This is a genomic window from Enterococcus sp. DIV0421 (assembly GCF_051713745.1).
In the GTDB taxonomy this organism is placed as follows: Bacteria; Bacillota; Bacilli; order Lactobacillales; family Enterococcaceae; genus Enterococcus_D; species Enterococcus_D casseliflavus.
Genome location: NZ_JBIOQM010000001.1, coordinates 909,526 through 922,353 on the forward strand (window position 1 = coordinate 909,526; position 12,828 = coordinate 922,353).

Consider the following 12,828-nt stretch of genomic DNA (forward strand, 5'->3'; position numbering starts at 1 on the left):
TATAGGTTATCACGTGACAAAAAACGAGTTTTATGCTTGTACCTTTTCACACAATCTTTTTCCTTGCGCAAACAGTGTCATGGATTGGTTTTATTGAGCTCTGCCACGAAAAAAGCTGTGACTTGATCCATCGTTTCTCCACGAACCAGATGGCGTTCTTCTCGCGAGATAAACTGCAAATTTGCTTCTGGATTTTCTGCCACAAAGGCTTCCACATCACCATAAGGAATTTTCTCGTCTTGGGTACCATGCCAAAACAAAAGAGGACGCTGTCCTAATTTCTCTGGTTGAGAAGACAGGTCGTAAGCATCCATCCAGCTTAAAAGCTGACCATAATCCTCGGGTACAAAGAACCCAGCAGCGCCAGCGTGCATTTGGATGCGGTCACGGTATTTCAACATGGAAGGAGAACCCATGATACAAGCTGCCGCTGTAATTTCTGGATGCTGGCACAATAAACCGCACGTGGTCATCCCTCCCATGGAGACTCCGCCAACTGCGATCTGACCGTTGACCAAACCAAGGTTTTCAAAAAAATCGACTAAGTAAGAAAACTCAAATAGATTGGTTTGGATACTTTGCCAAAAAGTTAAAGAAGGAATCTCCGATAGCTGGGTCTTGCGCTCCCCATGATTGGCTGCATCTGGCAAGACCACCCGAAAACCTTCTCTAGCTAACTTTCTGCCTTGTGTCAACACTAATTCTTTACTCGTCTGCCAGCCATGATAGTAAATAATCAATGGCAGCGGCTCATAAATCATTTCTTCTGGTACGACTTCTAAGACCGGAATATTCCCGATTTTTCTTTTTCGAACAGCTAATTTCATTCTTTTCCACCTCAGCTTAAGTATACAAAAAGTCGCCAAAAGCGCCACTGATACGCTGCAAAAAAAGATCATACCCGAAGAGTATGATCTTTTTTTTATTTATGAATGTAAGACCGCTTCTCGAGCCAATGCCAAACAACCGAGGGTTCCAGCGTTGTCTTCCAATGCTGGGGTCACGATATATTTGCTTAACTCAGGTGTTTCGACATAGCCATTGACCAATTTTGCAAATGCGTCGTGGACGTTTTGCAGCATATGGCGTTGTTTCATCACACCACCGCCAAAAATGATCACATCTGGAGAAAACATCAAGGTTGTATTGTAGGCACATTGAGCAATATAGGAGGCTTCAATTTCCCAATAAGGATCATCTTCTGCAACCTCTTGCCCTTTTTTCCCTAAGCGTTTTTCGATGGCGGGTCCAGCGGCCATCCCTTCTAAACAGTTGCCATGAAATGGACAGCTGCCAGCAAAGTCATCTTCTGGATGAGGGACGACCAGCATATGCCCCATTTCTGGATGACTAAACCCTTCGATAAAGCGCCCTTCTTGTAAGGCACCGCCACCAACACCTGTACCGATCGTGTAGTAAACGACACTGCTCAATCCTTTGCCACTGCCGAAGACATACTCACCATAGGCAGCCGCATTGACATCTGTTGTCCAAGAAATCGGGATCGGAAATTCTTTTTTCATGGTACCGATGAAATCAAAATTTTGCCATGCCAATTTCGGGGTCGAGGTAATGTACCCATAAGTGGCAGAATCGCGATGGATATCGATGGGCCCAAATGAGCCAATCCCAATCCCTGCTAAATCTGCTTGGTATTGTTTGAAGAAATCAATGACTAAAGGCATTGTTTCCTCAGGTGTCGTTGTCGGAAAGCTCACTCTTTCCTTGATCGTCATTTCTTCATCGCCAATGGCACACACAAATTTTGTGCCGCCTGCTTCAATCGAACCGTATAACATGCACATCGCTCCTTTTTTTCTAACTACTTGCTGAACTTGACGCTGCGGCATCATCTGCTTTGACGCGATCGATGGCTACCACTAATGCAATGATCAGGTCATCTAGATCTTCTTCATAGATCACAACTTCATAGGTATCCCCCCAAGAGATCCATTTTTTGTGGATCTCTGCGATCCGTTTGCCGTTGCGGTTGACCACAAAATCCATATCCCACCAATTGCCGTCCACATCGATGCCTTCTGCACTGATGGAATAGCGGGCTTAAAAAAATGTGAAATGTTTTTCTAAAACGATCGCTTCTTGGCCGTGGACTTCCACAAAAAATTTCGGTAATAAACTGAACACTTTTTTGGTGATCTCCGCAATCGGTCGCTGCTGCTCATTGAAGATCGTAAAACTTTTCGGGATCTTAAAAAAACTGCCTTCGACATAATAGCGAGGGTTTTGTAAATCATCAGTGACGGTAAATTTTTCACCGATGCTGAAAACCTTCTGTTTGATGTAAAGTTTCTTCAAATGCTACACTCCTTTCTCTTTGACATCGCCCGTATTGATCACCGGCTGCGTGCCTTTATCGGTAATGATCGACACCAATAAATTATTGATCAGTTGGACTTTGCGGTCATCTGTGAAATTGATGTCCTGTCCGTCTTCGATTTGTTCTAACGCCATTTGTGTCATGGAGACGGCCCCTTCAACAATGATTTGCCGTGCTGATAAAATTGCTTTAGCTTGTTGGCGCTGCAGCATCGCACTAGCGATCTCAGTCGCATACGCCAAATGGTTTAAGCGAGTCTCCAAGACTTCGACCCCAGCAACAGCCAATCGTTCTTGCAATTCTTTTGCCAGCTCCTCCGAGACTTCACTTGTATTGCCTCGCAACGTCAGATCATCGTCATTGAACGTGTCATAGGGGTATTGCGTCGCAATATGACGAATCGCTGTTTCACTTTGGATCTCAATGAAATCTTGGTAATAATCGACATCAAACAATGCTTTTGCCGTATCTACGACTTTAAAAACCACCACCGCCGAGATCTCGATCGGGTTTCCATCTGAATCATTGACCTTCAACAGCGAACTGTTAAAGTTGCGGACTTTCAATGAAACATTGATTTTTTGGGTTAATGGGGTTGTCACGAACAAGCCGTTGTCTTTAATGGTTCCTAAGTACTGCCCAAAAAAGAGGATCGCTTTGGCTTGGTTGGGCTGTACGATCGTTAACGAACTAAGGAAAAGAAACGAAACGATCCATAAAAGAATGCTGAGAACGATTTCGAGAACGCTCTCATTTACGAACCCATGATAAAACAAATAACCGCCGCCAACTAATAACCCGATCAGCACAACCAGTGCTAAATACCCATTCACATGAAATGTCTGTTTTTCTGTCATTTTTATTCCTTCCCTTCTTGCTCTTATCTTACCTTGGTTAAAGCCGCTGTGCAAATGTTCTTGCGCATATCAGGGACGATTCCCAATCAAGCTATTTTGTTTTCTGCAACTTTCCCGTTACAATTAAGGTAGGACAAAATTTTTCTCAAAAAAGGGGTAATTCTTATGGCACAAAAAATTGACTTAGAAACGAGTAAATGGTCGTTGGAATCGATCATTAAAACGGTCGGCACCGATCTATCCTCTGTTGTAGAGGTACAAAACAAAGATGGCATTGACGTTGTAGTGATCTCGAAAGACGAGTGGCAACATCTTTTGGAATTACTCGATGCACGTCATGCAGAAGGCTATCGGTTGGAACAAGAGCTTCCTGAAGAAATTTTAGTTGACGTTGCCGATACCGACAACCAATACACCGAAGAAGGCGAGTTAGAAATGGAGCTGCCTGAGCGTGTGCATCCAGCACCTGATTTTGAACTGGATTCAGAAGAAATCGTTGAAAGTGATGACGTACTAGATTAAACAAAAAAGCAAAACGGCCACAGGCACGTTTTGCTTTTTTTATAGCTCTTTTTCCTGCTTTTTGGTAATGACCGCTTGCAATCGTTCGATAGCAGGTTGCAATTCTTGCTGTGCTTCTTCTTCGGGTTCTAACTCTGCACACCGTTGCAGTCGCTCTAACCACATCTCTGGTTCTTTGACGCCCAACTGTCCAATGGCCCAATAAGCCGTTCCTCGAATCACTGGCCGCACGTCTTCTGTCGCACAGCGCCAAATCGCTGGCAAGGCACTGCGGTCTCCCACATTGGCTAAGGCGATGATGGCATTACGCTGCAGCGGTTTTTTCCCCCGCCAAGAGCCAGATAGATGGCCAAATTGTTCTTTGAAGGCTTTGTTTGATAAAGATAACATCGGTTGCAGTTTTGGATAAACGGTATCGACTTCAGGCTCCATCTCTTGATGAAAATGGAAGTCCTTCCCCCGATTATAAGGGCAGACCAACTGACAAATATCGCAACCGTAAATCACGTTATGCATCTTTTTGCGGTACTCTTCTGGCATCATGCCCTTCGTCTGGGTTTGATAGGACAAACAACGCTGGGCATTCATCCGACCATCGCCCAATAACGCTTTAGTGGGGCAAGCCGTCACACAACGCATGCAATCCCCACAACCAAACGGGACTTCTTCATCTGGTTCAAGAGAGATATTGGTGACGATCTCCCCGAGATAAACAAACGAACCAAATTCTTCTGTGATCAGCAAGCCATTACGACCGATAAAGCCAAGACCCGCCCGCTGCGCTGCCGCCACATCCACCAATTCCCCTGTATCGACTTGCGGTGCGAAACGCCATTCGACTTGTTCTTCCATCGTTTGCGCTTGTTCTTTGATAAAGGCGATCAAGCGATCCAACCGTTCTCGCAAAATATCATGGTAATCGATGCCCCACGAGGCACGGGCAAACATGCCACGTTTTTCATCCCGCGGGACTTTCTCTTTGATTTTTGTCGGATAAGCTAAAGCGATCGCAATGATCGTTTGCGGATTTTCAAATGTCCGTTCAGGATAGATACGCTCTTCGATCACGGGATGCTCAAAACCAGAGGTATGGCCTTTGGCTTTTTGTTCCCGCAAGGAAGGCTCCAATGCCAAAAACGGCTCCGCTGAAGCAAACCCGATCTTGTCGATGCCAAGCCGCTTGCTTTCTGCAATAATTTTTTCTTTTAAAGACATGCTCGCTACCCTCTTTTGTCCGCTAAGCATCTGCTTCTCGGCTTTTTCTCTTCCCCTATTATACGTAAGCACCAGAAAAAAGTCGATGGTGCGGTTTGTTCCCCCAGTTTTTTTCTTTCTTTAAAAGAACACGTGTTGATTGTTTAAGATTTTAATTAATTTTATCATTATTTTCCTCGCAACGATTGCATTGAATTTTTCGAATGCTAGACTAGATAAAGGAATCAGAAAGAAATGAACAAATGAAATGGAGATGCTTATGACTCAATTACCCACCGGCTTGACTGCAGCAGAAGTCGCCAAGAAAACCCAAGAGGGGCTGCACAATGATTATGAAACAAAAACCAGTAAATCAACTGCTGCGATCATCAAGGACAATTTACTGACGTTATTCAATTTTCTCAACCTATTGATTGGCGTTTTTTTATTTGCCGTAGGCGCCTATTCCAACATGTTCTACTTCGCGATTATTTTTGTGAATATCACCATTGGGATCAGCCAAGAATTGCACGCACGTAATTTAGTAAAAAAACTCTCACTTGTTTCACCGCAAACGGTACGAGTGATTCGAGATGGTCAAACCCATGAGATTTCAGCCAAAGAATTGGTCTTAGAAGACTCAGTCATTCTTGGTGCTGGGGACCAAATCCCCGCTGATATGACGGTGCTTTCTGGACTAGTCGAAGTCAATGAAGCGATGCTGACTGGTGAAGCCGATCTGGTTGTCAAAGAAGCAGGTGCTTCCTTACTCTCAGGAAGTTTCATCGTCAGCGGTGAAGTGACAGGAAAAGTCATTCATGTCGGTGCAGAAAACTACGCAGCGAAACTAAGCAATGAGGCGAAGGTCCACAAACCGATCCGCTCTGAGCTGCTTGCTTCGATCCGTAGTGTATCCAAATTCACTAGCTATGTGATCGTTCCTTTAGGGGTGATTTTGTTCTTCCAAGCCTTTATGATGCGAGATGCTGGGATCAAGGAATCCGTCGTCGTTTCTGCCGCTGCCTTATTAGGAATGTTACCAAAAGGACTTGTCCTGCTGATCAGTATCGCCTTGACGACAGGTGTCATTAAATTGGCCAAAAAACGGATTTTGGTCCAAGACATGTATGCCGTTGAAACCTTGGCGCATGTCGATACCCTTTGTCTGGATAAGACGGGGACGTTGACGGAAGGCCATATGGTTCTCGAATCGATCGTTCCTCTCCAAGCTGGCAGCGACCCTAACATGCTCTTAGGGAATTATTTGGCAGCCAGCACAGATAACAATTTGACGATGCAAGCATTGCGTCAAGGCTGCCCTGAGCTAACGGATCATCAGCCGATCGAAGTCGCTGCCTTTTCTTCACAGCGCAAATGGGGTGCTGTAGCTTTTGAACATCTAGGAAATGTCTATCTTGGCGCACCTGAAAAAGTCGCTGGCTCTGCTGCCTTGCCGCAAGTCAAAGAAGCGCAAGAAGCAGGTCTGCGGGTGTTGATTTTAGCCGTAGAGACCGATCCAAAAGCGCCAGCATCCTTTGACCCAACCAATGCACAAGCGGTGGCTATCTTGATTTTATCTGATATCATCCGCCAAAACGCTGAAGAAACCTTGGCTTACTTAGCCGATCAAGGCATCGATCTAAAGGTGATCTCTGGCGATAATCCAATAGCTGTCGCTGCGATCGCCCATCGTGCAGGTCTTGCGAATGCCGATCAAGCCATCGATCTTTCTACCTTAACGACCGAAGCAGAAGTCCGAGAAGCTGCGACACGCTATACGGTCTTTGGTCGTGTGACTCCTGAACAAAAGAAACTACTCGTTCAAGAATTAAAAGCCAATCAACGGACCGTTGCCATGACGGGTGATGGCGTCAACGATGTGTTGGCACTACGGGAAGCCGACGTCAGCATTGCAATGGCTGCTGGCGACAGTGCGGCTCGTCAAATCGCTAACTTTGTCTTATTGGATTCTGACTTTACTACGTTGCCAGATGTTTTATTTGAAGGACGCCGCGTCGTCAATAACGTGACCAAAGCGTCGGGAATCTTCTTTATCAAGACGATTTACAGCTTCTTGCTCTCTTTGGTTTGTATCCTGACATCCAGCGCCTTTCCGTTCTTGCCGATCCAAATCACATTGATCGACTTAGCAATTGAAGGTTATCCATCTTTCTTCCTTTCCTTTGAAGAAAACAAAGCACCGATCAAAGGTCGTTACTTGCCGACAGTCTTGCTCAATGCGTTGCCAAATGCCTTGTTGGTGTTAGTCAATTACTTTGCGATCCGCTTTTTACAAACCGACTACGGTTGGTCGCAATTTGATACGACGACCTTGTTGTACTATTTGTTGATCGGGATCAGCTGTATCGCTGTGATTCGCGCTTGCTTGCCATTAAATCCATTGCGATTGTTCTTAGCGATTACCACTACCGTGGGGATCTATGTCGCAGCAATGCTTTTCCACGGATTGCTGGAAGTCGGTTTCTTGACCGCCGTAACATTGCCTTACTTCCTTGGCATGATGGCATTGAACATCTGCCTGTACGTGGGGCTTTCTTTCCTAACGAAGCGCTTTTCAGCCAAAATGCTTGTTAAACAATCCTAACCAATTCTGCCGCATCGTCTTTCTTTATCCAGAAAGACGATGCTGTTTTTTTGTCCTCTCCATAGGTGCAACCATACAAGAAGAAAGAAATTTGGTATACTGAACCTGTAGGCGGTTTCAACAAGGACGGTGTTTCTTTGGAAAAGGCAACCCCCTTGTCAAACAGCCAAATTTAATCAGAAAGTGTTGGTGAAATTGGATGAAAAAAAGTATTTTACTCGTTTCTCACAGTCAGCAACTCACCGAAGGATTAAAACAGATGATCGAAGAAATGGCTGATGGCGAGTCAGTCACGATCTATTCTTTAGGCGGGACAGCAGAAGGAGAGCTGGGTTCTGACGCCACGAAAATCGTGGATGCCGTCAACGAATCCGCAGACGCTGAACTGATCTTAGTCTTTGCCGATCTAGGCAGTGCCGTTTTGAATGCCGAACTTGCATACGACATGCTGGAACCTCAGCAACAAGAACGCTATCACCTGATCGACGCGCCGCTGGTGGAAGGTGCATTTGCTGCAGCGATCACCGCTGGTTTCAGTGATGATTTGGCGCAAATCGTTGCAGAAGCAAAAAAAGCAGCCGAGAAAGGATGGCATGAAGCATGAAAAAAATCATTAATGATCCCTCAATGATCGTAGAAGAAATGTTGGCCGGTATCGTAGGCAGTTATCCTGAACTGGTCCATCAAGTCGCCGACTCACGGGTGATCGCTAAAAATAATCAAAAAGAACAAGTCGGTCTTGTTTCTGGCGGTGGGAGTGGACATGAGCCGGCCCATGCTGGCTTTGTCGGTGATGGGATGCTTAGCGCCGCCGTTTTAGGCGATGTCTTCACCTCCCCGACCCCCGACCAGATTTTGACGGCTATCCAAGATTCTGATCAAGGACAAGGCGTCTTGCTGATCGTCAAAAACTATACTGGCGATATCTTGAACTTTGAGATGGCCAAAGATATGGCAGAAATGGAAGAGATCACGACGGAGATCGTGGTCGTGGATGATGATATCGCTGTTGAAAATAGCACCTATACTGCTGGCAAACGAGGAGTTGCCGGTACGGTCTTAGTCCACAAGATTTTAGGCGCAGCTGCTCGTAATGGTGCCAGCTTAAGCGAATTAAAAACATTGGGCGATGCCTTGGTTGCATCGATCAAAACCATTGGGGTCGCATTAAAAGCGGCAACAGTTCCTGAAGTTGGGAAACCAGGTTTTGACTTAGCCGATGATGAGATCGAGTATGGCGTGGGCATCCACGGCGAACCTGGTTACCGTCGAGAAAAACTGAAACCCTCACGTGAACTAGCACAAGAGTTGGTGGAAAAAATCTTAGCGGATTATGAAAAGACCCCAGAAAAAGTCGGTGTCTTGATCAACGGTATGGGTGGTACGCCGCAAATGGAGTTGTTCGTTTTTGCCAATGATGTCGCGAAATTACTCGCAGAAAAAGACATCCCTGTCTCCTTCCATAAAGTCGGCAATTTCATGACTTCCATCGATATGCAGGGACTTTCACTGACCATGATCGATTTCAGCGAAACGGATCACACCGATGCGTTAAATGAAGACGTCACAACAATAGCCTGGTAAAGGAGCGAATAGAGATGCAATTGACAACAGAAACGGTGCAAGCATGGTTAGATACCTTCACGAAAGAAATCGAAGCAAACAAGGCCTATTTAAGCGATTTAGATACACCGATCGGCGACGGGGACCATGGCAACAATATGGCACGCGGCGTAGCTGCTTATCAAGAAGCCTATGCCAAACAACAGCCAACGACGATCAGTGATACCTTTAAAGTCTTCTCAATGGCAATGATCTCAAAAGTCGGCGGCGCTTCGGGTCCCCTTTATGGTTCGGCGTTTATGAATATGACCAAAGCAACGAAGGAACTAGAAACAATCGACTCCTTTGAACAATTAGGTACGATCGTTGAAGAAGGCTTGACCGGCATCAAAATGCGGGGAAAAGCTGAGTTTGAAGACAAAACGATGGTCGATGTCTGGCAACCTGTCGCAGAAGCCTTGAAAAAAGGGGATTTGACCAAGGACACGATCGAAGCAGCGAAAGAACATACCAAAGAACTTGTTGCTAAAAAAGGCCGTGCCTCTTATGTTGGTGAACGTGCCATCGGTCATATCGATCCCGGATCAGCTTCTAGTGCGATTTTGTTTGACTCACTGTTAACGGTGATAGAAAAAGATTAAAAAACGATGCTCTTTCAAAGCACCGTTTAAGACAAAAGACAAACCTTATGATTGCGTAAGGTTTGTCTTTTTCTTGCTTATTCCTCTTGTAAAATCGTTTGGGCAACTAGCTTCACGTATTGATCCATGCCATCTGGATTTGGATGGACCCGATCTTCATAGAACCATGACTCTTGGTCATTACTCAAATCATACCAATCGATCAAGGTCATATTGTCGTATTTTTCCGCCATGCGCTCCAACATCCGATTGACTTCATTTTGCCAACGCTGTGTCGGCACCCGCACATTGATCCAGTAGACTTTGCGATCACCGATCTCATTCATAAAGCTATCAAATTGGGCTTCTGTAAAGGAACCATTCGTTCCAAGCCCCACAAGGACGGTATCCCGCAAAAGATTTTTTTCTTTCAAGTCTTTGATCAATTCAGGGCTCGCATACAGCTGGCGCCCAACATCCCCATCAACTACCGCTTGGGTAAAGACTTCTTTCAAGTCAGCCGTTGCATCCAGCATCACAGAATCACCAAAAGCCGTGATTTCAAGAGATTCCGCTTTTTTCACTTGGGCTGCTGTTAGATCATATTTTTCCATGATATTTTTTTCATCTTCACTCGTGTTCGCCTCATCGTCTGCTTCATTGCCTTCAGCATTCGCATTCTTTTGCGATTGCTCAGCCGCTTTTTTATTGGCCGCAATGTTGTCTTTCAACTGCTGCTGTTGGGCATCGACATAATTCGTCGGTGCAGTCACGACGCCAAACAAAGCAACGAGGGTAATGAGTAAGCTGGGCACTAACCACGGTTTTTTCCAACTAAAAATTGGTTTACTGAACCAACCGCGGACCGTTCTGAATGTATCTTTGTACTGGAATTTACGCATTGGGTTTTCGATAAACCGATAGGACAATTCACTGATAAACAAGATCAAGAATAGTTCCACTAACGTGTGCATCAGCACGTTCTCACCGATATTTCCCACTTTTGCTTCGTAAAATATCATCACTGGAAATTGATACAAATAGATCCCATAACTGCGCTTGCCGATATAACTGAAAATCGGATTACTCAATACCCGATTCAAACTGGCTCCGGGATGAGCGGTGACTGCCACAAGAATCGTGCATAGGATACTGATCAAGAACATGCCGCCATAATAGACAAAGGTCAAATGATCATCTAAGAAAAAGAACGCTGCGATCAGACCAGCCAAGGAAGCAAAACCAGAGATATTTAAGACCCGTTTGGCTTTTTGCGGTATCTCTTTCTTCAAGTGGGTACTTGGCCAAATGAATGCTAAGGCACTCCCCATCCAGATCGAAAAGAGTCGCGTATCTGTTCCATAATAGACCCGTGTCGGATCGGCGCCTGGTGTGTAAAGGACCGCTAACAGAACTGCCGATAAAATCGTGACTGCGGCAGTAAATTTAAAGGCGCGATGCCTCTGCTTGCCGATTTTCATCAACAAAATAAACACTAAAGGCCAAATCAGATAGTTCTGTCCCTCCACAGCCAGTGACCACAGATGGGTAAAGGGGGATTCATTGCCGAACCGATCAAAATAGGATAACCCATGATTGATCTGCCACCAGTTGTTGTAATACAGCAGCGAGCTAACAAAAACCCCGCGCAAATTATTCAGCAGGTTTCGCTGGAACAAAGTGATATACGCTGCTGAGATAAGCAGCATCACCACCATTCCTGGATAGAGCCGTTTCATCCGCCGAACATAAAAATCTTTGACTTTGATTTTGCCGTTTTGATCCCACTCTTGCCTCAGCAAGTCAGTGATTAAATAACCTGATACGACAAAGAATACTGGAACTCCTAAATACCCGCCTCGCATATGAGTAGGTAGTAAATGATATAAAATAACGCCGATGACTGCCAAGGTTCGAATGCCGTCAAACCCGGTAATATAGCGGCTTGTGCTTAAACGTTTATTCATTTTTCAACCACTTTTCTCTAATTGATCCAATTGTTTCATAAAAAAACAATTTCAGCATGAACGCTATTGATTCCATACTCTCATAATTTACCAGAAATCCCCCATATAAAGCTAGCAACATCTGCTATATTTCAAAAAAATTAATTTTTGGCGAAAAAAAAGTACTTCTATAAAGAAATACTTTTTTCAACTCCTTTTTCACAGTTCTTCTTCATAAAAGCGACCCAAAATCTGGACATTTTCTGCAATACTGACAAAGGCTTTTGGATCAGCTTCTTTCATGGCACTGCGCAGCATCGGCAGTTCAAAGCGTGTCACTACCGTCAGCAAAACCGTTTGTTTGTCATGCTTGTACGCCCCTTCGGCTTCATTGATGATGGTAATCCCTCGCCGCATATGTTTTTGGATCGTTTGAATGACTTCTTCTGGGTTGCGGGTGATGATCGTCACCTGCATTTTCTTTTGCTTCGTAAAGACCGCATCCGTCACTTTTCCACTGACAAAAATCGCGATCGCACTATACAACGCATATTGCCAGCCAAACAAGATCCCTGCGGCGAACAAAATAACAATGTTAAAGAAAATCGATATTGAGCCGATCGTCTTCCCTGTCCGTTTGCGGATGGCAATGCTGACAAAATCCAGCCCTCCAGAAGAAAGACCATTCTTCAAGGCATAGCCGATCCCCACTCCATTGATGGCACCACCGAAAATCGCACAGATCATCGGGTCCGTCGTAACGGTTTCTTCGGGTAAAATTTGCACGAATAAGGAGGTGAGTAAAACAGTAATTCCAGTAAAAATCGTAAACTTGTGGCCGATCTTAAACCAACCCAGGAAAAATAATGGCACATTCAACAATAAAAGCGCAAGGGATAAGGGGATATAAAACCCGAGCCCTTCTCTTGAGATCGTGGTGATGATCTGAGCGACACCGGTAATGCCGCTGGAATAAATATTACCTGGTTGATAGAAGAAATTGACCGCAATCGATGCCAGCAGCGCATAGACGATCGAAAACGAAAGTTTGTTGGCGTATTCTGGATGAGGGAGCCATTTAAACAGAGGAGTCATTGCATTTCATAGCCTCACTTTTTTGATTTGCCTTTATTATACTTCAGCTCATAAAAAAAGAAACGAGCAATGAAAGAAATGGGTGAAT

General features: G+C 44.9%; 11 protein-coding genes and 1 pseudogene. 5 read left to right on the forward strand and 7 right to left on the reverse strand.

The window, feature by feature from the left end; translation table 11 throughout:
* Positions 1-77: 77 nt before the first annotated feature.
* The 4 genes and pseudogenes from IGI96_RS04300 to IGI96_RS04315 all read right to left on the reverse strand — a co-directional run bounded on the left by IGI96_RS04300 (position 78) and on the right by IGI96_RS04315 (position 3,195).
* A complete protein-coding gene (locus IGI96_RS04300) occupies positions 78-827 on the reverse strand; it encodes an alpha/beta fold hydrolase (RefSeq protein ID WP_015510359.1) in 750 nt (249 codons plus the stop codon).
* 99 nt (positions 828-926) lie between these two features.
* On the reverse strand, positions 927-1,799 hold the full coding sequence (gene scrK, locus IGI96_RS04305; RefSeq protein ID WP_086337870.1) for a fructokinase ScrK: 873 nt from the start codon (positions 1,797-1,799) through the stop codon (positions 927-929).
* Positions 1,800-1,818: 19 nt separating this feature from the next.
* Positions 1,819-2,316: pseudogene (locus tag IGI96_RS04310) on the reverse strand (LURP-one-related/scramblase family protein).
* Positions 2,317-2,319: 3 nt separating this feature from the next.
* The gene (locus IGI96_RS04315) at positions 2,320-3,195 is read right to left on the reverse strand and encodes an SPFH domain-containing protein (protein WP_060791488.1); all 876 of its coding nucleotides are present in this window, start codon (positions 3,193-3,195) and stop codon (positions 2,320-2,322) included.
* Between the two features lie 165 nt (positions 3,196-3,360).
* Between IGI96_RS04315 and IGI96_RS04320 the strand changes: the two genes are divergently transcribed.
* Complete coding sequence (locus IGI96_RS04320; protein WP_005228172.1) at positions 3,361-3,717, forward strand: hypothetical protein; 357 nt, start codon at positions 3,361-3,363, stop codon at positions 3,715-3,717.
* Between the two features lie 39 nt (positions 3,718-3,756).
* Here the strand turns inward: IGI96_RS04320 and queG are convergent, their stop codons facing one another.
* Positions 3,757-4,932, reverse strand: coding sequence for a tRNA epoxyqueuosine(34) reductase QueG (queG, locus tag IGI96_RS04325; protein ID WP_005228165.1), 1,176 nt, complete (start codon positions 4,930-4,932; stop codon positions 3,757-3,759).
* Positions 4,933-5,191: 259 nt separating this feature from the next.
* Here queG and IGI96_RS04330 point away from each other — a divergent pair, with 259 nt between their 5' ends.
* The 4 genes from IGI96_RS04330 (at position 5,192) to dhaL (ending at position 9,720) form a co-directional block, all read left to right on the forward strand.
* The gene (locus tag IGI96_RS04330) at positions 5,192-7,516 is read left to right on the forward strand and encodes an HAD-IC family P-type ATPase (RefSeq protein WP_438784839.1); all 2,325 of its coding nucleotides are present in this window, start codon (positions 5,192-5,194) and stop codon (positions 7,514-7,516) included.
* Between the two features lie 199 nt (positions 7,517-7,715).
* Positions 7,716-8,120 (forward strand): dihydroxyacetone kinase phosphoryl donor subunit DhaM, encoded by a 405-nt coding sequence (gene dhaM, locus IGI96_RS04335; protein ID WP_005228160.1) that lies wholly within the window; start codon positions 7,716-7,718, stop codon positions 8,118-8,120.
* A complete protein-coding gene (gene dhaK / locus IGI96_RS04340; RefSeq protein WP_005228158.1) occupies positions 8,117-9,100 on the forward strand; it encodes a dihydroxyacetone kinase subunit DhaK in 984 nt (327 codons plus the stop codon). The genes dhaM and dhaK overlap by 4 nt, the downstream gene beginning before the upstream one ends.
* A gap of 14 nt (positions 9,101-9,114) precedes the next feature.
* Positions 9,115-9,720, forward strand: a complete 606-nt coding sequence (dhaL, locus tag IGI96_RS04345) for a dihydroxyacetone kinase subunit DhaL (RefSeq protein WP_005228156.1) — start codon at positions 9,115-9,117, stop codon at positions 9,718-9,720.
* A 77-nt stretch (positions 9,721-9,797) separates the two neighbouring features.
* Here dhaL and IGI96_RS04350 read toward each other — a convergent pair whose 3' ends face one another.
* Positions 9,798-11,666, reverse strand: coding sequence for an acyltransferase family protein (locus IGI96_RS04350; protein WP_074934116.1), 1,869 nt, complete (start codon positions 11,664-11,666; stop codon positions 9,798-9,800).
* A 198-nt stretch (positions 11,667-11,864) separates the two neighbouring features.
* Positions 11,865-12,740 carry a YitT family protein gene (locus IGI96_RS04355; protein ID WP_010750004.1) on the reverse strand — a complete coding sequence of 292 codons (876 nt, stop codon included), beginning with the start codon at positions 12,738-12,740 and terminating at the stop codon, positions 11,865-11,867.
* Positions 12,741-12,828: the final 88 nt, after the last annotated feature.

Bases quoted from the DNA above. Each gene is read 5' to 3' on its own strand.
- dhaL (WP_005228156.1), top strand. From the start codon at position 9,115: ATGCAATTGACAACAGAAACGGTGCAAGCATGGTTAGATACCTTCACG.
- IGI96_RS04330 (WP_438784839.1), top strand. From the start codon at position 5,192: ATGACTCAATTACCCACCGGCTTGACTGCAGCAGAAGTCGCCAAGAAA.
- IGI96_RS04300 (WP_015510359.1), bottom strand. From the start codon at position 827: ATGAAATTAGCTGTTCGAAAAAGAAAAATCGGGAATATTCCGGTCTTA.
- IGI96_RS04350 (WP_074934116.1), bottom strand. From the start codon at position 11,666: ATGAATAAACGTTTAAGCACAAGCCGCTATATTACCGGGTTTGACGGC.
- dhaK (WP_005228158.1), top strand. From the start codon at position 8,117: ATGAAAAAAATCATTAATGATCCCTCAATGATCGTAGAAGAAATGTTG.
- IGI96_RS04315 (WP_060791488.1), bottom strand. From the start codon at position 3,195: ATGACAGAAAAACAGACATTTCATGTGAATGGGTATTTAGCACTGGTT.
- IGI96_RS04355 (WP_010750004.1), bottom strand. From the start codon at position 12,740: ATGACTCCTCTGTTTAAATGGCTCCCTCATCCAGAATACGCCAACAAA.
- queG (WP_005228165.1), bottom strand. From the start codon at position 4,932: ATGTCTTTAAAAGAAAAAATTATTGCAGAAAGCAAGCGGCTTGGCATC.
- scrK (WP_086337870.1), bottom strand. From the start codon at position 1,799: ATGTTATACGGTTCGATTGAAGCAGGCGGCACAAAATTTGTGTGTGCC.
- dhaM (WP_005228160.1), top strand. From the start codon at position 7,716: ATGAAAAAAAGTATTTTACTCGTTTCTCACAGTCAGCAACTCACCGAA.
- IGI96_RS04320 (WP_005228172.1), top strand. From the start codon at position 3,361: ATGGCACAAAAAATTGACTTAGAAACGAGTAAATGGTCGTTGGAATCG.